Raw genomic sequence first — 20,782 nt, 5'->3', positions numbered from 1 at the left:
GGTTCAGCGCCTGCCGTTGACGTCGTCGTAGATGCTCTGCTGGGTCTTGCGGAACCGGGCCGCGGTGCTCTTGAGGCTGGCGGCGCTGCCCTTGACCGCGGCGCTCAGCGCGTCGACGCCCTCCACGGTGGGGTCGAGCCCTTCGTAGTACTTCTTCTCGAAGGTCTCGCCGAACTCGCCCGTGCCCCAGCAGCCCCGATAGCTGCTGATCTTGTCGAGGTACTCCTCACGGATGATCTTGAGCTTCTCGCCCACCTCGTCCAGGGCGTCGCCGCCCTTGTCGACCCCGCCGGGGTCGACGTCCAGCCCGCTCATCGTGTCGTTCCTTCCCGTGCCACGGTGTCGCCGTCGGTCTCGTCGTCCACCAGTTCGTCGAGCAGCGCGCCCGAGGGGGCGGGGCGCGTCGCGGGCACATCGATGCCCTCCTCGCGCAGCGGCGCGAGGAGCTCGTCCCAGGCCACGGGGGTGAATCCGGCCTCGGTGTCGGCCGACATCCCGGGGACCGGGCCGAAGGGCCGGTAGAGGTCGAGCAGTTGGGAGGCCGCCTCCCGGCGGGCCCGGGCGATGGTGCTCATCAGGGCGCCCGACAGTTCCGCGGGTGCCATCGAGCGGTAGCGCGAGGTGGGGAACCGCAGGCTCCGCAGCTCGCCCTGGGCGCCGACGGTGGCCTCCACCGAGCGGTCCTTCGACGTCACCGTCACCGAGATCCGGGTGGCCTCGGCGGCGGCCTTGTTCAGCTGCTCCCGGGTCTCCTCGAACTCCGTGAGCGCTTCCGCGAGCCGCGCTTCCCAGTGGTTGGTCATCTCTCCGTGTCCGCCTGTCGTTCTCGTGGCCGGTACTCGTACCGGCCGGTCATCTGCCGGTCATCTGCCGATCACTCCGGCGACGCCGCCCTCGTCGGCGCCCCAGACCTCTTCGTCCTCACTGATCCAGGTCTGCCGCTCGCGCTCGTCGCTCTGGCCGCCCTGACCACCCATGCCGCCCATTCCTCCCATGGGGGGCGGCATCATCGGCGGCATCATTCCGGAGGAGGTCGCGGGGCGGCGGGACGGGTCGTCCAGCAGGGCCTGGGCCGGGCGGGCCCTGGCGCCGGCCGAGTCGTTCGCGGCGGCCGGCCGTACGTCCCCCACCGCTCCGGTCCCGGAACCGAGGCCGGCCCCGGGAGGGGGCGGGGGCCCGAGGCCGCCGCCGGTGGAGTTGAGGCTGAGGGACGGGGGCTGGTAGCCGCCGCCGGACGGGCCCTGCCAGGACTTGGGGTTCCACCGGTTGCCCGAGAGGTCTCCGTCGCCGAGCCGGCCGGACCCGGCGCCGCCGGGGATCGGGGGCGGCGTACCGGGCTTGCCGCCGGTGGTGCCGACGGTGCGGCCGTCCTCGTCGGTGGTGATGATCCGTCCGTCCGGATAGCTGACCCTGCGCCTGCCGTCCTTGAACTCCTGGTCGACCGTGCCGTCCGGGTACCGGGTGGTGGTGGAGCCGTCCGTGTTGTGCTGGGTGACGGCCCCGGCCTTGCCGCCGAGCGGGTTGAGATGCTCGGTGGTCTTCTTCCCCTCGGTGTCGGTCACCGTGTACGTACCGTCGGGTCCGAGCCGGGTGGAGGCGCCGTCCTTGTACGTGGTGACGACCGTGCCGTCCTTCTCGACCTTGGCGACGGAGCCGTCCGCGTACTCGATGGTCGAGGAGGTCTGCCCGAGCCGGGAGACGGTCTTCGTGCCGTCCGGGTCGACGGTCGTGACGGTGCCGTCGGCCCCGGCCGTGGTCCGGGTGCCGTTGGGGTGGACGGTGGAGGTCGAGCCGTCCTTGTTGTACGTGGTGGTGGAGCCGTCCGGGTTGCGGACGGTGTCGCCGGGGCCGGGACGGCTGACGGACTTGTCGCCCTCGGGGTCCGTGGTCGTCAGCGTGCCGTCGGGCGCGCGCTGGACGGTCGCACCGTTCTTGTACTGCGTGACCGAACTGCCGTCGGGCTTGAAGGTCGTCCTGCTGCCGTCCGGATAGGTCACGGACTGGCTGCCGTCCCGGTGCAGGACGGTGGTGGACCCGCCCGGGTTGGCGGTGGTCACCGTACCGTCGCGCCCGATGGTGGTGGTGGCGCCGTCCTTGTGGGTGACGGTGCGCGAGCCGTCCTGGTTGTACGAGGTGGTGGAGCCGTCGGGGCCCTTGACGGTCTTCAGCGGCGGGGAGGGTGTACCGGCCCCGGGGGTGCCGGGCGGCGGATTGAGTCCGAGCCCCGGAGGAGGCTTGAGTCCGGTGCCGGGCGGCTGGTTGGGGCCGAGCCCGGGCGGGAGGACGCCGGGCGGGGTGGTCTCCTTGCTGCCGTCGGGGCGCGTGGTGGTGTACGACCCGTCGGGGTTGCGTACCGAAACCGAGCCGTCGGGGTTGCGGATGACCTGCTTGTCCGGGTCCCCGCCTGGCCCGTTGAGACCGAGGCCCGGCGGGGGCTTCAGGCTCCCCGGGCCCCCCGTGCCCGTACCGGGATTGCCGTCCTTGCCACCCGGCCCGTTGAGGCCGAGCCCGGGCGGGGGCTTGAGACCGCCCGGGCCGCCGGCGCCGAGGTTGCCGTCCTTGCCGCCGAGTCCGTTGGGGCCGAGCCCGGGCGGGGGCTGACCGCCGCCGCCCAGCCCCTTCTCCATCTCCTCCTTCTTCTTCTCCATCTCCTCCTTCTGGCGCTCGGCCTCCCGCTCCGCCTCTCCGGCCTTGCGCTCGCCCTCGCGTTGCTGGTAGCGGGAGCGCAGATCGGTGAATCCCGCGCTGAAGGTGAAGACGGAGGTGGTTCGCGCGACCTTGGCCAGGTTGTTGTTGAGCCGGGTCGCCAGCGGTCCCGCGACATTGTCCAGCGCGACGAGGCCCGTCAGCGCGCCGACGGCCTCGGCGGGGACGGCGGGGGCACCGTTCACCCAGGTCTGGTACGACTTCTGGGCGAGTGCCTGCCAGGCCTCCGCATTCCGCAGATCACCGAACTCGGGGTGGGCGACGGAGAAGGGGCCCGTCGACTCGTCCTTTTCGCGCAGGGTCTCGATCCTGGTGCCGAAGCCGCTGCCCATGCCGACGGTGTGCAGGCGCGAGGCGTCTCTCGTCCTCATGATGTTGTGGTCGTTGAGGTACACCCCGACCCGGTCGATCCAGTAGTCGAGATGGTCCGCCTGGAGGTGTCCACCGCCCGCGTGGTTCTTCCACGTCTCCCAGGCGGTGTGCAGCTCGACGGCGGCGTCGTGAATGCCGTTGGCCGCCTCCACGAGCGCCTTCGCGACCGTGGAGGCGGGGGTGTAGGCGGGGTTGATGTACGACATCTTCGTCTGCTGGGCCGCGGGCCCGGAGGAGAGCACGGTGGCGAGGTTCTTGTAGCCGAGGTGCACTCCGTCGATCAGTTCCCGGAACGTGTCGGCGCTGCCGCCCCGCCAGGCCGCGTCGTCGCCGCCGAGCTGGTCCAGCCACGACGCCAGCGCCGGCTCCTTGTCCCGGAAGAACTTCAGGACCGCGTCGAACGCCTTGGCGTTCTCGACGAAGGACGTGAGTTCGACACTGTCCGTCGGGGTCTTCCCCTGGCTGTTCTCGACGCCCTTGGCCGTTCCCGTCTCCTTCAGCTGTCCGAGGGCCCGCCCGTAGCCGTAGTTGAACTGGCCGGCCAATCCGCCGTCGCTGAAGTCCTTGCCGCTGGCCGCGTTCGCGGCGAGCGACAGTGTCACCCGGTAGTAGCTGGAGATGGCGCTGCCCTGGTCGGCGTCGTCGTAGAACTCGACGACGCGCTCACCGTCGCGGGCCTTGGCCTTCTGGTTCTGGCCGATGGTGTGGAGCGACATCCGTTTGATGTCGACCTTCAACCAGCCCCGCCCCGCGTACTCGGGGGCGTCGACGGTGCCGCCGATGTATCCGACCTCCACACGGGATTTGCCGTCGAAACCGGTGATCGGTCTGACGACGTCCTCCCAGAGGGCATTGGTGGCCATGCGAACGGTTCCTTCGGGTGGGGCGGGCGGGGGCGGGGTTCGATCGGGGGCGACGGTCTCACTGTCGGGCGCGGTGCCGGACGCGGAGTCGGGCGCGGTGCCGGACGCGGAGTCGGACGCGGTGCCGGACGCGGTGCCGGACGCGGAGTCGGACGCGGAGTCGGACGCGCTGTCGCGGTGTCAGACGCGCTTCGGAGGGACGAGCCCGTCGTTGATGTTCGCCCAGTCGTCGAGGAACCTGCCCGACTCCACCTGGTCGAGGCTGGAGTCCTGGGCGGACTCCATGGTGGCGATGGTGATCGCCAGGTTCTGCGAGATATTGCCGAAGAGGGTCTGCTGCTGCACCTCGACATCGGTGAGGGACATGGCCGCCCTCTTGTGGAACTCGTTCAGGGGGGCGGCGCCCACCGCGTCGGCGCCCTGCGGCTTGCCGAGCCTGCCGAGCTTGAGGGGAGTGGCCGCGCTGGCGAGGCCGTTCACATTGGCCAGCGACTGCATGCTGCTGACCCTGGCCGTACCACTGGGATCGGTGGGGTCGACGGGGTTGTCCATCAGGACGCCGATCTCGTCGATGAACCACTGCACCCCGTCGGCCTTGCTGTCCTTGAACGTGCGGAGGCTCTTCACATCGAGGTGGGAGAGGTCGACCTTGTCCGTACTCATGCTCACTCACTCGGGGACGGGCGGAGGGCGGAAGGAAGGGACGGCGCCCCGGGCGCGCCCGGGGCGGCGGCGGGGGTCAGACCCGGATCGAGCCCCAGTCGCCCGCGGCCTTGTTCTCGTGCCTGCGGTAGATCTCGACGATCTGCTCCAGCAGACCGCTGTGCTTCTGCAGGATCTCCGCGAGACCGTTGGACGCGGCGTTCCAGGCGTCCTGCTTCTGGTCGTACGTCGCGGCGTCGACGCCCTGCCAGGCGGTGCGCAGCGCGTCCAGCTCCTGGTTGAGGTTGAGCACCGTGTTCTGGATGGCCTTGGTCTGCGTGCGCATGTCCTCCGCCGCCATGTGGACGGAGTTGTACTCGACGTGGATGACACCGTCGTTGAGGTGACTGTTGAAGGACACGGGGGCTCCAGTTGGTCCGGTGGAATGGGTTGTGCGGACGAGGGCGGGCGGGTGTCGCCGCCGCTCGCGTACGGGGGCGCCGGTGGGGCTACTTGCGCATCAGGGCGCCGTACGCGCTGTCGCCCAACTGGGCGTGCTGGGACTTCGCCGAGGCGATCAGTTCCTCGATCTCGCTCTGGGTGCGGTTCTGGGCGAGGCCGGTGCGCTGGAGGGCGTCCATCATCTCGTTCATCCGGGCGGTGATCAGGTCGACCTGACCGCTCCACTCGTTGAGCAGGTTCTGGAAGGCGCCGCCGTCCTTGCCGCCGTACGCCCTGATGAGGCCGTCCATCGTGGTGCGGACGTCCTGCTGGGAGCGCTTGATCCCGCTCTCCGCCTGCTGGAGCGCGTTGTGGCCGAGCTGGTTGGCGTGCTGGCTGGAAGTCTGGAGGTTCCCGGGGCCGGGCGCGGCAGAGGTCAAGGTGTGTCCTTGGGTCGAGGCGCGGGTGTTCCGACCCGGAGGATGTGATCCCGTGTCACCTGGTTCACCCACATGGCCGATTGGCTGAATTTGATCGGTCCATGGCGCCGGTCGCGGCGCCGACGGAGAGTTCGGGTCCGGTGGGCAGCATGTCCAGCAGCCGGGACGGCACCGCCTGGGCGCGGGCGCCGCTCAGCCCCAGCCGCTTGGCGGCGGCCTCGTCGCCGATCCGGTACTTCACCCCCACATCGGTGACCAGGTATGTCGTGGCACCGCGGACACCGCCGCCGGCCCCCAGGGCGACGGCCAGCGCGCCGTGGCCGGGGCGGACCGTGATGGCGTCCACCGGGAAGCACGCGGGTGCGATCTCCGGCCCCCGGGCCGGGGGCGTCTGCCGCCCCTGGGTGGCCGGAACGAGGGCGAGACGCACCCGGGGGGTGGTGGCCTCGGGCTGGATCCGGGCGCAGAGCGCCGTGCCGGAGGCGACCGGATGCAGCCGAGGGGTGCGGTCCGGCCAGCTCGCCGGGTCCTGCGCGGTCCTGCCCGCCGGCGCCTGTCGCCGTGTCAGTTCGCCGGCGGTCAGCGGCAGGGCGGTGGGCCGCGCGCCGGGGTACGCCTGGGACGCGGTGCGTCCGTCTCCCAGGACGAGGGCGGCGGCGAGCGCTCCGACGGGGCGCAGCCCGGCCTGCTCCAGCAGGAAGTACTGGTCCGTCGCGCCGGGCGACTCCAGCCGGAAGACCTGCCCCACCCGGGCGTCCGCGGCTCCGATCCGGCCGGACGGTGTGCCGCGTCCCGCGACCTCGGGTGCCGCCAGATCGGTTCCGGCGGGGAGGCTGTTGAGGAAGGGCGCGGAGACGGGGACGGGGGCGGTGCCGGAGTAACCGAGTGCCTGGAGGGCTCCGTTGCCGCCGATGCGCAGCCGCTGGTCGCCCCAGAGCAGATACCGGGTGTCGTCGTCCGCGCGGACGAGTACGGCCCGCTCGCGGCCGGGTGCCGTGCCGTCGGCGGGTGCGCCGAGCCGCAGGGATGTGCGGGTCTGCCGCCCGGTGCCGTCGGGCCCGGTGCGCCGGGGTTCGTCGGCGCAGATCTGCCAGGCACCGCGTTCCAGGTCACGGGTGGCGGGCAGGGCGTCCGGCGCGCCGGGGATGCCGACCGGGGTGCCCTGCGGCTCGCCGCGCAGGGATGCCGCGGAGACGGTGACGGTGTTGGGCTTCTTCTCGGCGATCAGACGGGCGGAGGCGTAGTTGCGGACCGGGCGCAGTACGCCGTCGAGGTAGAGATAGCGGGTGCCGGTCTCCTTCTGGACGATGAGCGCGTTGGAGGTGCGCCACGACTTGGTGCCCGCCGGGGATATGAGTCCGTAGAGCAGGAAACCGAGGACGAGGACGACGGCGAGGCCGATGCCCCAGGCCAGCCCGCGGTTGGTGCGGCCGGTGGGGGTGTCGGGGGCGTCGAGGTCTTGGCGGAGCATGCCGCCGGTGAGTCGGCCCATGACGAACATATGCGCCTGGACCTGGTCTTTTCTGGACTGCACGGGTGGTGTCCTCCGCCCTGGTCGGGTGTTCTTCCCGCGGTCGCGGTGTCGCGATGCCGGGGTTCGGCCGTCGCCGTTGCCGGCCCGCCCGGCCTCAGCCGGATATGGCGCGCAGGTCGGCGTAGACGTCGAGCACCCATAGCGCCAGCGGGATCATGGCGACGGCGGCGCAGGTGTGGAGGATGTCCCCGGCGCGCCCCCAGTGGGGGAGCATCCGGCGGCCGGGCACCGTCCAGGAGGCGATCGCCACGGCGCCCGCGAGGGCGAGGACGAGCGCGAGCAGGGCGGGCCGTCGTTCCGGAGCCAGGTCCGGGGCGGCGGTCAGGGTGAGGAGCACCAGGCCGAGCAGTCCTGGCAGGACGATCGCGGGGCGTTGCAAGGCATGGCCGATGCCGCGGGCGTGCAACAGCAGGAGCAGGCAGAGTACCGCCGCGGTGACCCGGGCGGCCATGTCGGGTTCGTCGATGAGCAGGGCGGCCAGGACCGCGGCGCACAGCAGGCCGATGGCCGTGTACAGGCCGGTCATCCACTCCTCGGCAAGCGCCGTCCTGGTCACGACGTGCCGGTGCGGGTGCGGGTCGATGCCTTCCTGGAGTTCCTCGGCGTTGGAGGGCAGGACCGGGAGTCTGAGTCCGGAGAGCCGGAAGGAGATCCCGGGGACCAGTCCGCCGAGGACGACGGCGAGCACCGCGACCGGGCCGGCGGCGGAGCCGGTGCCCGCGTCGAGGAGCAGCATCAGCGTCCCCCAGACCGCTCCGCCGAGGGCGAGTACGGCCAGGGAGAGCAGCAGGGGTACGTAGGCGGCGACCGCGGCGACCGCGAGTACGGCTCCGCCCGCGGCGGCGGCGCCCGCCGCGAGCAGTGCCGCTCCGGTCAGGTATCCGCCGCCGGACTCACCGGCCGTCAGCAGGGCTCCGGCGAGGGCGAAGTAGGGCGGGACGAAGACGCCGATGGCGGCTCCGGCGGCCGCGTCGCCGACGGCGCGGGACGCGGCGGCGGCGCCGAAGAGCACCAGTAGTCCGGCGACGGCGGCGACGGCCGCGCGGGTGGTGAGCGGGCCGCCGGGCAGGGCGCAGATGACCCAGCCCGCGGTCAGCAGCGCGGCGGTGGTGCCCAGCAGCAGTCTGCGGCCGCTTCGGCCGTCCCAGCCGTGGGGGCGTTCGCGCATGGTGGTGGCGACGCCGTCCACCAGATCGTCGAAGTGGATCGCGGGCAGGGTCTCCGTGCGGGGTCGCAGATGGAGGATCTCACCGTCGCGGAGTCCGAGCGCGTCGGGTGTGTGCTCCTCGTCGAGAGGGTCCTCACCGAGGCGCTGCAGCACCCAGCCGCCGTGCTCGATGCCCTGTTCCGCCAGCTCCTCGCCCGCGTGGTCGAGAAGGGTGGGCAGCAGGTCCGCCAGGGGGACGTCGACGGGGACCGCGAGATCGAGCAGTCTCCGGGGGGTCTTCACCGTGAGCCGGCACAGGCCGGGAGTTGATGTGCCCGAATTTTCCGTCATGCGTAGGACGCACCTATCCGAGGGTCCGGGGTGTCGAAGGGGAGGTAGCGCACATTACCTTGGTCAACACGTCGGTTCGCAGAACCCCTTGGCCCCTTTTGCCATCCTCTTCACCGCACCCATCCGCTCGGGTTCCGGGTACGGCCGCGACCGGGGCATGACGAATCCAGGAGACCTTCCAGCGTGAGCACCATGCTGTTCCGTCGGCCCGCCCGCCGACGAGGCCCCGATATGCCCGAGGGAGAACTCGGTCTCCAGGAGCCGCCGACCCTGCCGGAGGCGGAGCCGAACACCTCGGCCATGTGGACGTATCTCCCCATGGGCCTGACGTCATTGGCGATGCTGATGATGTTCCTGAGGCCCAATCAGGCGACGACGTTCAGCTATATCGCCATCGGGCTCATGCTGCTCTCGTCCGTGGTCATGATCCTCGCCCAGGTGATCCGGTCCGCGAGTGAGCGCAAACGCAAACTCAAGGGGGATCGGCGGGACTATCTGCGGTATCTGACGCAGATGCGCCGCCGGATCCGGGTCACGGTGGAGGAGCAGCAGCGGGCACTGGCCTGGCGGCACCCGGAGCCCGCCGCGCTCTGGGCGCTCGGCGGCACCAGCCGGCAGTGGGAGCGCCGCTCGTCCGATGAGGACTTCACCGAGGTGCGGGTCGCGGTCGGCGAGCAGAAGCTGGCCGTACGCCTCGCCCCGCCCGCCACCCGGCCCGTGGAGGATCTGGAGCCGCTGTCGGCCCATGCCCTGCGCAGCTTCATCCGCGCCTACGGCACCCTTCCCGGCCAGCCGATCGCCCTGTATCTGCGGGCCTGGTCGCGGGTGCTGATCACCGGGGACGAGGCGCGGTCCCGGGCGCTGACCCGAGCCTTCCTGGCCCAGCTCGCCGCCTTCCACGCGCCGGAGGACCTGAATATCGCGCTGTGCGTGTCCGACGACCGGCGCGCCGACTGGGAGTGGCTCAAGTGGCTGCCGCACGCCCAGCACGGTTATCAGCGCGACGGCGCCGGGCAGGCCCGGCTGGCGGCGGCGGACTTCCAGGCGCTGGAGGAGTTGCTGGGCGCCGACTTCGTCCAGCGTCCCCCGTTCGACCCCGATACCCCGCCGGGGCGGGAGGAGCCCTTCACCGTCGTCGTGGTCGACGGCGGGGCCGTACCGTCCGGGCACCGGGTGACGGGGGTCGGGTACCGCAACACCGTCCTGGTCGACCTCGGCGGGGCGCTCGCCTGGAAGTCGGGCCGGGGCACCTTGCGGCTGCGGATCGACGACCAGGGTCTGCACCTGGTCCGTACCGATCGCGACCGCAAAGAACAGGCGACGCTGCTGGGGCAGCCCGACGCCTTCGGCCCGGTCGCCGCACAGGCCCTGGCCCGGCGGCTCTCCCCCTACCGTCTCGGCGGCGGCGTCACCGCCGCCGAACCGTTCGTCACCGACACCGAGCTGACCGCGCTTCTCGGCATCACGGACCTGCGACGGCACGAACCTGCCCGGCTGTGGCGCCATCCCGTCGAGGGCCGGGGCAGGCTGCGGGTGCCCATCGCCGTCGGCGAGGACGGTACGCCCGTCGAGCTGGACATCAAGGAGTCGGCCCAGGGCGGCATGGGGCCCCACGGCATGCTGATCGGCGCCACCGGCTCCGGCAAGAGCGAGCTGCTGCGTACCCTCGTCCTCGGTCTGGCGCTCACCCACTCCTCCGAGACGCTCAACCTCGTCCTCGTCGACTTCAAGGGCGGCGCGACCTTCCTCGGCATGGACGAACTGCCGCACACCTCGGCGGTCATCACCAACCTCGCCGACGAGGTCGCCCTCGTCGGGCGGATGCAGGACGCCCTGCACGGCGAACTCGTCCGCCGCCAGGAGCTGCTGCGCAAGGCGGGCAACTACGCCTCGGTCCTTGAGTACGAGCGGGCCCGCGCGGCCGGCACTCCGCTCGACCCGCTGCCGAGTCTCTTCGTCGTCGTGGACGAGTTCAGCGAGCTGCTGGCCGCGCACCGCGACTTCATGGAGCTGTTCGTGATGATCGGCCGTCTCGGCCGGTCCCTGGGGGTCCATCTGCTGCTCGCATCCCAGCGGCTGGAGGAGGGGCGGATGAGCCAGCTGGAGGGCCATCTCTCGTACCGGATCGGTCTGCGGACCTTCTCCGCGATCGAGAGCCGAGGCGTCCTCGGCGTACCGGACGCCTACCATCTGCCGTCCCAGCCGGGCAGCGGCTATCTCAAGAGCGGGGTGGAGGCGCTGACCCGGTTCCGGGCCGCCTATGTCTCCGGCACGTACAAGGCACCCCGGCGCGGTACCGTACGGCGGGCGCAGATAGCCCGTCAGGTGGTGTCCTGGGGAACCGAGTGGGTGGTGCCGCGGGTACTGCCCGCGGCCCCCGATCCGGAGCCCGTAGACGAGCCGGAGACCGAGGAGTCCCTGATGGGGCTCGCCCTGGAGAAGCTGCGGGGCAGCGGCCCGCCCGCCCACCAGGTGTGGCTGCCGCCGCTGGACGCGCCACCCGCCCTCGACACGCTGCTGCCGCCCCTGACCCCGTATCCCGGCTTCGGGCTCACCGCCGCCGACTGGCCGGACCGCGGCAGGCTCAGGGTGCCCGTCGGCCTGGTGGACCGGCCGTTCGAGCAGGTGCGCGACCTGCTCACGGTCGATCTGTCGGCGGCGGGCGGCCATCTCGCCGTGGCGGGCGGTCCGCAGAGCGGAAAGAGCACCCTGCTGCGGACCCTGATCTGCGCGCTGGCCCTCACCCACTCGCCCCGTGAGACGCAGTTCTACTGCCTCGACTTCGGCGGCGGGGCGCTCTCGTCACTCGCCGGGCTGCCCCATGTCGGCGGGGTCGCCGGCCGACTCGACCGCGAGCGCACCGCCCGTACCCTCGCGGAGGTCACATCCCTGCTCAACCGGCGCGAGATCTTCTTCCAGGAGCACGGCATCGACTCGATGGCGGCGTTCCGCAAGCGGCGGGCGCGGGGCGACTTCCCCGACTCCCCGTACGGCGATGTCTTCCTCGTGGTGGACGGCTGGTCCACCGTGCGCTCCGACATGCAGGACGATCTCGAACACTTCCAGGGCATCGCGTCCCGCGGCCTCAACTACGGTGTCCACCTCGTCCTCAGCACCTCCCGCTGGCTGGAGGTGCCGTCCTGGCTGCGGGATCAGATCGGCACCCGGCTGGAGCTGCGCATGGGCGATCCGATGGACTCCACCATCGACGTCCGGAAGGCCGCCGCCGTTCCCGTCAGCCCCGGCCGGGGGCTGAGCTCCGACAAGATGCACTTCCTGACCGCACTGCCCCGTATCGACGGCCAGGAGCAGGCCGAAGACCTGTCGGACGCGATCGCGGACCTCGTGGAGGCGGTCGCGGAGAGCTGGGACGCGCCGCCCGCGCCCCCGGTGCGGATGCTGCCGGCCCGGCTGCTCTCCGCCGAACTCCCGGCGGACCCCGATCCGCTGCGGATCACCATCGGCCTCGACCAGGCCGAACTGGAGCCCGTCCGGCACGACTTCACCCAGAGCCCGCATCTGTATCTGGTGGGCGACACCGAGAGCGGCAAGACCGGCGCGCTGCGGCTGATCGCCCAGCGGATCATGGCCCGGCACACCCCGGACGAGGCACGGTTCCTCGTCGCCGACTTCCGCCGCGAGCTGATCTCGGCCATTCCGGAGGAGTACCGCATCGGGCACGCGGTCTCCGCCGATCCGCTGCGGGAGTACGTCGGCGGGGTGGCCCGCGCGATGGCCGAACGTACTCCGGGACCCGATATCTCCCCCGCGCGCATGCGGCGGGCCGACTGGTGGGACGGCCCCCGGCTCTTCGTCCTGGTCGACGACTACGAGCTGATCGGCTCCGGCTTCGACAACCCCCTCGAACCGCTGCTGACGCATATCCCGCTCGGCTTCGAGGTGGGGCTGCACATGGTCGTCGCCCGCGCCGCGTCGGGCGCCGGCCGCCAGGACCCGGTGGTGCGCAAGATGCAGGAGGTCAACTCGTCCGCGCTGCTGTTGTCCTGCCCGCCGTCCGAGGGGCATGTCCTCGACGGTGTACGGTCACGGATCCTGCCGCCGGGACGGGCCCAGAGCCTGGTGCGCCGCAAGCCCGGGATGATGCAGCTCGCGCTCCCCGACGAGGTGGCCGAGGAGGGCGAGTCGGCCACCGGGTGAGCCCGGGGACGAAAGTGGTGCGGGAGGTTCCCGTCCGGACGGCCCGGCCCGGCCCGGCCCCGGGCGAGGTTCGTCCGGGGTCGTCGGGCGTCACCTGCCCGGTCGGTCCGCGGCGTCCCAGCGGCCGGGGCGCCAGCCGCGGGCCCGGCCGCGCGGCAGTACCACCGCCAGAAACGCCACCAGCACGATCACTCCGGCCGATCCGGCCGTGACGAGGAGGGCCGTGGAACGCGCGCCCGTCGTGCCGGCGGCCTCCGGCAGGGTGACGGGCGGCTCCTGCGCGGGGGCGGCGACGGGCGCCGGGCGGGCGACGCCGGACACCGCGCCGTAGGGATCGAGGGCCGGGAGTTCGGCGCCCGGGTACGCGCCGGACAGGATCCGGTCCCGTACCTCGGCCGCGCTCAGTCGGGGGTGGTACGAGCGGACCAGCGCCGCGGCTCCGGCCGTCAGGGCCGCCGCCAGGGAGGGTCCCGAGGCCGTCCACTTGCCGTCGCCGGCGGGCCCCGGGCCGACCAGGGCCGTGCCGGGTGCCGTCAGATCCGCCCGGGTGTACGCCGGCGCTCCCGCCTTCCGGTCGCCCCGCGGATCGGTGTCCACCACGGCCAGCGCCCCGGACGGCGGGGCCGGGGCGGGCGGCCCCGCCGACGCGCCCGACGACGCGCTCGTCGCCTTGCCGTCGTCGGCGGCCGGGACGACGACGAGGGCGTCGTGGCGCGCGGCCGCCGCCATCGCCGCCCGTACGTCCGGGTCGGCGCCGTCCAGCGGAGCGGTCACGGTGATCACATCGGCGCCCTCCTCGGCCGCCCGCCGGACCCCGGACGCCAGCCGGTCCCGGTCGGGTTCGCCCCGCTCGCCCGTACCGCGCACGGCCAGGATCGCGGCCTCGGGCGCCACTCCGGAGAAGCCGTGACCGGGGGTGCCGGCCCCGGCGACCAGACCCGCCTGGAACGTACCGCGCCCCACGCAGTCCTCACCCGCCGAGTCCAGGGCCCTGACCCGGCCCGCGAGCACGGCCGGGGTTTCACTGACGCCGGTACCGACGACGGCCACCGTCACACCGCGCCCCTTCGACAGCCGCCACACCTGGTCGAGGCCCAGGGCCCGGCGCGTCCAGGGCGCAGCCGCGGTGACCCGGCCGGGGTGCTCGGTGCACTCCTGTCCCGGGGCCAGCCGCTCGGGCATGCCCGGCAAGGTGGTGGCCCCGGGCGGATCGGTGGGTTCCGCGAGCGCGGCGGGCGCGGGCAGCAGTACGGCGAGGGTGGCCAGGCAGAGCAGCGCGTTGGTACGGCGGCGCACAGGGACACGTCCTTGCTTGGGGAGGGCCGGAAGGGAGGGCCGGAAAGGAAGGCCTACTTGCCTCGGAGGTCCTCGGGGAGCAGCAGGCGCAGATCGTCGAGGGTCGGTGCGGGCATCGCGCTCAGCCGCCCCGCCTGACGGGTCATCATGGTCTCCAGGGTCTGCCGGGCGAGCCGGGCGTTGCCGAAGGTGCGGCCGCGCGGGATCGTGTCGAAGTGGGCGAGCAGATCCGACGCGGTCGCGGGATCGCAGTCGTAGCCGTTGTCGGCCGCGTGCCGCAGGACGATGGTGACGAGTTCGTCCGAGGAGTAGTCGGGGAACTCGACGCTGCGGGTGAAGCGGGAGGCGAGGCCGGGGTTGGAGTTCAGGAAGCGGTCCATCTCCTCCGTGTAGCCCGCGGCGATCACCACCACTTCGTCGCGGTGGTCCTCCATCAGCTTCAGCAGGGTGTCCACGGCCTCCTGGCCGAAGTCCGACGAACCGGACCCGGCCGACGCGGGGGTGAGGGTGTACGCCTCGTCGACGAAGAGCACACCGCCGATGGCGCGCTGGAAGACCTCCTTGGTCAGCTGGGCGGTGTGGCCGACGTACCGGCCCACCAGGTCGGCCCGTGACACCTCCACCAGCTGGCCGCGCGGCAGCACTTCCAAGGAGGCGAGCAACTCCCCGTAGAGCCGGGCCACGGTGGTCTTGCCGGTGCCGGGCGGGCCCGTGAAGACGAGGTGGTTGCTGATACGGGGGGCCGGGAGTCCGGCCGCGGCCCGGCGCCGGGTGGTGGCGAGCAGATTGACCAGGTCGCCGACCTCGCGCTTGACGGCCGCCAGACCGACGAGGGCGTCGAGCCGCGCCATCGGGTCCTCGTCGTCCGCGCCGCCTCCGCCGTCGGCGGCGGACGCGCCGACGTCGTCGGCGGTCAGCAGGGCGAGGTCGCGTTCGCCGACGTCCCCGCGGGCGGCGAGCCGGGACGCCTGGCGGTCGACCATCTCCTCGAAGACCTTGCGCGCGGTGCGGCCGTTGCCGAAGGAGGCGTCCCGGGGGATGCGCTCGAAGTGGGTGCGCAGCGCCGTACGGGCGTCGTCGCCGTCGAGTTCGTAGCGGTGCGCGGAGCACATCCGCTCGACGATGGTGACGAGTTCGTCGGAGGTGTAGTCGGTGAACTCGACATTGCGGGTGAACCGGGAGGCGAGGCCGGGGTTGGAGGCCAGGAAGTCCGTCATCTCCCCGGGGTATCCGGCCGCCACCACCACGATGTCGTCGCGGTGGTCCTCCATCAGTTTGACCAGGGTGTCGATGGCCTCGCGGCCGAAGTCCGCGCCCGATCCGCCGTCGGAGAGCAGGGTGTACGCCTCGTCGACGAAGAGGACCCCGCCGAGGGCCCGGTTGAAGGTCTCCGTGGTCTTGATCGCCGTACCGCCGATGATCTGGGCGACGAGGTCGGCCCGGGAGACCTCGACCAGATGGCCCGAGCGGAGCACTCCGAGGGAGGCGAGAATGGAGCCGTAGAGACGGGCCACGGTGGTCTTGCCGGTGCCGGGCGGGCCCGCGAAGACCAGGTGTCGGCTCATCGGCGGCACCGGCATGCCGAGGGCGGCCCGGCGCTGTGCCATCCGGTTGAGGTTGATCAGGGTCAGTACCTGCTGTTTGACGTCGTCGAGGCCGATCAGCGACTGGAGTTCGGCGACCGGACCCGCCGTCTCGCCGTCGTCGCCGGTGACGGCCGCGCCGCCGGGCAGCCTGCCGTCCCCCGCGGCCTCGGCGTCGGCGGCGGTGCCCCAGGCGTCCGGGGCGCTGTTCCCGGCGCTGGTCAGCCGCTCCACCGCGAGCCGGTCGCCGGCGACGGTCTGGCGCAGCCCGCTGCCGCCGTTGTCGCGAACGGCGCAGTCGATCAGGGCGGCGGGCCCCGGGCCCTCGACGCGGATGCCGTCGCCGCGCGCGGAGGTCACCTCGCAGGAGGTGAGGGTGGCGCGGGCACCGGACGCGATCCGTACGCCGTGCTCGCCGGCGTCCCGGATCCGGGCCCGGGTGGCGGTCAGTTCGCCCTGGTCGTCGACGCGGACGCCGTCCGCGGGGCAGTCGTGGACGTCGAGATCGCGGATGGTGAGGGCGCCGAGGGCACCGACGTGCGCGGCGGGTCCCGTGCCGCCGCGGAGTGTGCCCCGGCCGACGTAGAGGCTGCCGTGGCCCGAGACATGGATCCCGGCGCCGCCGCTCTCGTCGATCCGGCACTCCTCCAGCCTGCCGCGGCCGTCCTTGACGACCTCGACGCCGTGGCCGCCGGAGCGGGTCACGGCCGAGTTCCGCAGCAGGGGGTTGGCGCCGGTGCGGACGAGTACGCCGCTCCCGGCGCTGCCGGTGACCTCCAGCCGGTCGGTCTCGGCCGCGGACTCCTCCTCCAGCAGCACTCCGGTCGACTCCGCGTCGTGGACGGCGGTGGCGGTCAGCCTCGGCGAGGAGGATCCGGCGACGCGGACGGCCGCGTCCCTGGCTCCGGTGAAGACGCACTCCTCGACGGTGCCCCGGCTCCGCTCGGTGACCAGCAGCGCGTGCCCGGCGGTGCGTTCGGTACGGCAGCGCCGCAGGGCGGGCGCGGCGCCACCGCCGACGACGAAGCCGTGACCGCCGCTGTTCCGTACCGTCACCTCCTCCACGATGATGGTTCCGGAGGAGTTGACGAAGACGCCGACGGCGCAGTCGGTGACGGTGGAGCGGAGCAGGACGACATCGCTCTCCCCCTCGACGGCGGCGCCCGGCTTGTCGGTCGCCGAGATCTCGCACTCCTCGACCCGTACCCGGGCCCGGCCGTTGGCGAGGACGCCGTTGCCCCGGGCGTCGCGCAGTCTTCCGCCGCGCAGGGAGAGCCTGCCGTCCTCGCCCGCGACGACGGCGGAGGTCCCGAGGTGCTCGACGACGCACTCCTCGACCAGGCTCTCGGGGGTGGAGGTGGTCACGATCCCGGCGCCCTTGGGGTTCTCGATCCGGCACTGGCGCACCGCGAGGGCGCCGTCGCCCCGGGCGTACAGGGCGGTCCAGGAACTCCCGTACACATCGCACCGGTCGAGCAGCAGCTGCCCTCGCGGGACGTCCACGACCGGCAGTTCGTCGTCGTGGCCGCGCAGCACGAGGGAGTTGACCATCGCCGAGTCGCAGGCGAGCGTCAACGCGGTGCCGCGGCGGGGTGCCAGTTCGACGGTGCCGCGGCCTTCGATCGCGGTGAGGGTGAGGGAGGTGGTGAGCGTCAGACTCTCCTCGTACCTCCCGGCACTGACGCTGATCACGGCGCCGGTCCTGGCGATGCGAAGAGCTTCGGAGATGGTGGAGCAGTCGCCCGTGCCGTCGGGGGCGACGGTGAGCAGCTGACGTGACACGTTCTGAACCTCCCGGGCGCCCCGGCGCCGCTCCTCCGTAAGGGTCCGCTCGCGGCCGGGGCGGGTGCAACTGTTCCGATCATCATGCATGGTGCGCCGACCGGCCCGCCACCGAGGGGGACGGGACCGTCACACCCCGCGAGGCCCTCTTCAGGCGGAACGGGGCGGGTCGGTCCGGGTCGGTCCGGGTGGGGTCCGCGTGGCGCGGGCCCGGGCTGCCTTCGCCGTCTGTCGGGATGGAATCGACGGCGGTTCGGTTCCGTTTCCCCGCCGCCTTCTTCCGGTGGCACGGCGGCCATCGGTCGCGGCCCGACCGGCGTTCATCCACTTTCCGGCCAATGATCGTATGTTTACGGCCAGTTATCGGGTACGAGTCCGTCGTCTCGCACGCGTCACCGGCTCGCTCCGACCTGGCGGACGAGCCCGATCCTCGCGGTAAAACCGCTGGTCAGCGCGGTGTTCGCGGTCGTGGCACCACCATGGCCCGGTGGTGTGCCCGGGGTACTCGCCCGTATCGGTGGCCCACCGGTGTCTCATCCGTGTCCGGATCGCAGGAAAGATCCGCAACCTGATCACCCGGAAGTCCATCCCTCTCGGTGGGGTCGTGGCGACGGACGGGCGGCACGACCGGGCCGAACCGGAATCGAACCGAGCCGAACCGACGAAGGAAAGCGGGAGCAGTGGGACGAAGCGATACGCCCGGCGGGGAAGGGAAGCGGGGGCTCCCGGGGCTGCTGGGACGTCTCGGCCGCCGTACCTCCCCGGCCCCGGGCGGGCCGCGCGCGGGGGTGGCGGAATCCCCGCGCACGGTACGGGAGGAGTTCTCCCACCGCCATCTGCTGCGGTCGTCGGCAGCCACCGGCGGCGCCGTGCGCGATCTGCTGCGGGAGCTGCCCGCGGACGCGCGCCGGCCGGTCGTCGTCGTGGACGTCCCCCCGGCCGCCGCGGGCAATCTGGGTGCGGAGCTCGGATCGCTGCTGGCCCGGCTGCGGGACGAGGATCCGGTCGCCGTACGGCTGGTGCTCTCCGGGGCCGCCGCCCCGGCGGGTGACGCGGGTCCGCTCGCGCAGCGTCTCGCCGACGCCTGGCGCCTCACGCTGGAGGCACCCGACGCACCGGCCGTACTCACCCCCGGAGGGATGCTGTACGTCGCCGAGCCCGCCGCCCCGGGCGGCGGCTGGTGGCGCTTCGCGCCGGACGCCGCCCCCGAGGCCCTGGGCGCCCGGCTGCCCGCGCCGCGCTGGCAGCGCACCCTGTCCCGGGTAGCCGTCGGCCGGGTCGGTGACTGCGTGGCCCGTCCCGTACCGGCCGGTCTGCTGCTGAGCCCGGCGGAGGCGGACGCCCCCCGGCCTGACGCCCCCGCCTACGCGGCGGCCACCCATCCCGACCGGGTGAGCGTCCTGCTCGGTGTGCCGCGGGCCCGGCCCGTCCCGGCGGACGACGTCGCGACCCTCCTGGCCGGACTGCCCGCCGACGCCCGGCGCACCGTCAGACTCGTCCCCGCCGACGGGCGCGACGCGGTCGTACTCGCCGAGGAGGTGTGCGACCTGCTCGGCACCGAGCTGGAGGTGACCCTCGGTCTCCCGGTCGCGGACGGCTCGGGCGACCCGGCGGGGGAGACCGTACGACTGCTCTCGCCCGAGGGCGAGTTCACCTGGTCCCCGCCGCTGACGTCCGTCGTCTGCTCCCCCGCTCCGGCCGAAGGCGCCCGGCCGGGACCCCGGCCCCGTTCCTGGTCCCTGCCGGACGCGCCGTACGGCACCGGGGCCGAACCCGCCTCCCTGCGGCTGCCGTCCGGGGCGCGGGCGGTGGCCGTACGGTCCGGACTCTGGGTCGGCACCGGCCCCGGGCCGTCCGGGGACGTACGCGACCGGCCCGCCGACCCCCGCGCCCTGCGGGTCACCGTCGACTCCGCCTGCCTGACCGGCGGGGAGCGCGACGCGCATCTGAAGGGCGTCGCGGGTCTCGTCGGAGAGCTGGAGCCGTCCGCACGCGCCCATGCCGAGATCGCCTTGCCCCCGGACGCGTCGGCCGAACTCCTCGGCGCTCTGCGACGGTTCGCGGTCAAGGCGGGCCTGGCGCTCGGGACCGCGGCCACGAGCCCGTCGACGGCGGTGCACGCCTCGGAGCGGACGGGAAGCGGGGGCCCGGCGGTTTCCCCCGCGGGGCGGGCCGTGTCGGCGCCCCCGGCGTCTTCGGCTACCCCGACTCCCCCGGTCGCCCCCGTCGCCTCGGTCTCGTCCGTCTCGCCGGTCACGCCGGTCTCGTCGGCCATGGGAGAACGGCCTGACACGGAAACGGCGTCGGGCGGGCTCCCGGCCGGGCCGGCCGTCCCGTCGACCGTCTCCGCGCCGCCCACGAGCGCCGCCACCCCGGTCGCGACCGTCACCACCATCGCGACCATCGCGACGGAAACACCGGAGCCGACGACTCCGGCCGGGCCGGTCCTCACCTCCCCCACGGGTCCGACCGTCTCCCCCGCTCGCACCGCTTCGTCCGGTCCGGCTCCCGTCCCCACGCGGATCAGCGCGCCGGACTCCGGTCCACCAGGGTCCGGCACACGCCCGGCCCTCGCGTCGGCGTCATCGGCGTCGGCGTCACCGGCGGGGGCACCCACCACCGGCGGGCCGGACATCCGATCCGCCCCGGCCCCGGTGACCGCGTCCACAACACGGTCCGGTACGGCCCCGGCCGCGTACAGGCCACCCGTGCACACCGGGTTCGGCGACGACCGCTCCCGGTCGGCCTTCCGGGAACTGGCCGCCGACGTCTGGGAGGAGCACAGCGGAGCCGTCGCACAGGCACTGATCAAACTGCCCGCGCTGCGCGGCTCGGGCGATGAGGGCGCGAGCGTCGATCTGATCGCCGTACGGCTCTATCTCTCCTCGGGCCCGGACGACCCGTTCGGCGCCCGGGCCCTCGCGGCCGGTACGGACCGGCTGCGCCCCTACGCGGCCTGTCTCGCCTCCGGACTGCGCCGCCTGCCCGCCCTGCGCGGCACCCTGGTACGCGCCGTGCCCCAGCCGGGCATTCCGCGCGACGTGGTCCCGGGGGCCGTCCTGAGCTGCGACGTCCCCTTGGACGTCGCCCCGGTGGGCCGCCCCGGCGCCCCGCTGCCGCCGGACGTTCTGGTCCGCTACGTCATCCGCTCCGTCACCGCACGGCGCACCTCCGTCCTCGCGCCCGAAGGCGACGGCGCCCTGTTCCCCGCCGGGTCAACCTTCACCGTTCTGGCCCGCCGGGAGCGGGGTGGCGGGCTGCCCGCGCGGGTGCTGCTGGCGGAGGCGCCCCCGGGCGGCCCGGCACGCGAACCGTCCCCCGAGGCACTGGAGAAGCTGGACGCCGCGGCCCGCGGCCCGGCCTCCGGCGCGCCGCCCTGGCCCGGCCGGTGCACCGGCCCGTTCGTCCAGTACCTCCCGCCGGCGTCCTGAGCGGGCCGGGCCCAGCGCCCCGGCCCCTCCGCCGGC

12 protein-coding genes are annotated in these 20,782 nt (G+C 73.2%); 2 read left to right on the top strand and 10 right to left on the bottom strand.

Annotated elements, in window-relative coordinates; translation table 11 throughout:
- Window positions 1-3 precede the first annotated feature (3 nt).
- The 8 genes from ACFXG1_RS04620 to eccD all read right to left on the bottom strand — a co-directional run bounded on the left by ACFXG1_RS04620 (window position 4) and on the right by eccD (window position 8,496).
- Entirely contained in the window at window positions 4-315 is a 312-nt protein-coding gene (locus ACFXG1_RS04620) for a hypothetical protein (protein WP_384711534.1), read from the bottom strand.
- Window positions 312-803 (bottom strand): YbaB/EbfC family nucleoid-associated protein, encoded by a 492-nt coding sequence (locus ACFXG1_RS04615; protein WP_384711537.1) that lies wholly within the window; start codon window positions 801-803, stop codon window positions 312-314. The genes ACFXG1_RS04620 and ACFXG1_RS04615 overlap by 4 nt, the downstream gene beginning before the upstream one ends.
- A gap of 60 nt (window positions 804-863) precedes the next feature.
- Window positions 864-3,941 carry an AAWKG family protein gene (locus ACFXG1_RS04610; RefSeq protein ID WP_384740947.1) on the bottom strand — a complete coding sequence of 1,026 codons (3,078 nt, stop codon included), beginning with the start codon at window positions 3,939-3,941 and terminating at the stop codon, window positions 864-866.
- Window positions 3,942-4,121: 180 nt separating this feature from the next.
- Entirely contained in the window at window positions 4,122-4,604 is a 483-nt protein-coding gene (locus ACFXG1_RS04605; protein ID WP_384715618.1) for a type VII secretion system-associated protein, read from the bottom strand.
- 76 nt (window positions 4,605-4,680) lie between these two features.
- Window positions 4,681-5,004 (bottom strand): WXG100 family type VII secretion target, encoded by a 324-nt coding sequence (locus tag ACFXG1_RS04600; RefSeq protein ID WP_384715614.1) that lies wholly within the window; start codon window positions 5,002-5,004, stop codon window positions 4,681-4,683.
- Between the two features lie 88 nt (window positions 5,005-5,092).
- The gene (locus ACFXG1_RS04595; protein ID WP_384715611.1) at window positions 5,093-5,464 is read right to left on the bottom strand and encodes a hypothetical protein; all 372 of its coding nucleotides are present in this window, start codon (window positions 5,462-5,464) and stop codon (window positions 5,093-5,095) included.
- A gap of 64 nt (window positions 5,465-5,528) precedes the next feature.
- Window positions 5,529-6,998, bottom strand: a complete 1,470-nt coding sequence (gene eccB, locus ACFXG1_RS04590) for a type VII secretion protein EccB (protein ID WP_384740943.1) — start codon at window positions 6,996-6,998, stop codon at window positions 5,529-5,531.
- A 94-nt stretch (window positions 6,999-7,092) separates the two neighbouring features.
- Window positions 7,093-8,496 carry a type VII secretion integral membrane protein EccD gene (gene eccD / locus ACFXG1_RS04585; RefSeq protein ID WP_384715608.1) on the bottom strand — a complete coding sequence of 468 codons (1,404 nt, stop codon included), beginning with the start codon at window positions 8,494-8,496 and terminating at the stop codon, window positions 7,093-7,095.
- Window positions 8,497-8,679: 183 nt separating this feature from the next.
- Between eccD and eccCa the strand changes: the two genes are divergently transcribed.
- A complete protein-coding gene (eccCa, locus tag ACFXG1_RS04580) occupies window positions 8,680-12,654 on the top strand; it encodes a type VII secretion protein EccCa (RefSeq protein WP_384740939.1) in 3,975 nt (1,324 codons plus the stop codon).
- Between the two features lie 90 nt (window positions 12,655-12,744).
- Here eccCa and ACFXG1_RS04575 read toward each other — a convergent pair whose 3' ends face one another.
- On the bottom strand, window positions 12,745-13,950 hold the full coding sequence (locus tag ACFXG1_RS04575; protein WP_384740936.1) for a S8 family serine peptidase: 1,206 nt from the start codon (window positions 13,948-13,950) through the stop codon (window positions 12,745-12,747).
- Window positions 13,951-14,003: 53 nt separating this feature from the next.
- The gene (locus ACFXG1_RS04570; RefSeq protein ID WP_384740933.1) at window positions 14,004-17,315 is read right to left on the bottom strand and encodes a right-handed parallel beta-helix repeat-containing protein; all 3,312 of its coding nucleotides are present in this window, start codon (window positions 17,313-17,315) and stop codon (window positions 14,004-14,006) included.
- A gap of 680 nt (window positions 17,316-17,995) precedes the next feature.
- Here ACFXG1_RS04570 and ACFXG1_RS04565 point away from each other — a divergent pair.
- Window positions 17,996-20,746 carry a hypothetical protein gene (locus tag ACFXG1_RS04565; protein ID WP_384740931.1) on the top strand — a complete coding sequence of 917 codons (2,751 nt, stop codon included), beginning with the start codon at window positions 17,996-17,998 and terminating at the stop codon, window positions 20,744-20,746.
- Window positions 20,747-20,782 lie beyond the last annotated feature (36 nt).

This window comes from Streptomyces sp. NPDC059248, from assembly GCF_042753905.1.
Taxonomy (GTDB): Bacteria; Actinomycetota; Actinomycetes; order Streptomycetales; family Streptomycetaceae; genus Streptomyces.
The sequence above is the reverse complement of the archived record's forward strand: the minus strand, read 5'-3'. Positions and strand labels throughout refer to the sequence as shown.

Bases quoted from the DNA above. Each gene is read 5' to 3' on its own strand.
- ACFXG1_RS04620 (WP_384711534.1), bottom strand. From the start codon at position 315: ATGAGCGGGCTGGACGTCGACCCCGGCGGGGTCGACAAGGGCGGCGAC.
- eccD (WP_384715608.1), bottom strand. From the start codon at position 8,496: ATGACGGAAAATTCGGGCACATCAACTCCCGGCCTGTGCCGGCTCACG.
- ACFXG1_RS04605 (WP_384715618.1), bottom strand. From the start codon at position 4,604: ATGAGTACGGACAAGGTCGACCTCTCCCACCTCGATGTGAAGAGCCTC.
- ACFXG1_RS04615 (WP_384711537.1), bottom strand. From the start codon at position 803: ATGACCAACCACTGGGAAGCGCGGCTCGCGGAAGCGCTCACGGAGTTC.
- ACFXG1_RS04610 (WP_384740947.1), bottom strand. From the start codon at position 3,941: ATGGCCACCAATGCCCTCTGGGAGGACGTCGTCAGACCGATCACCGGT.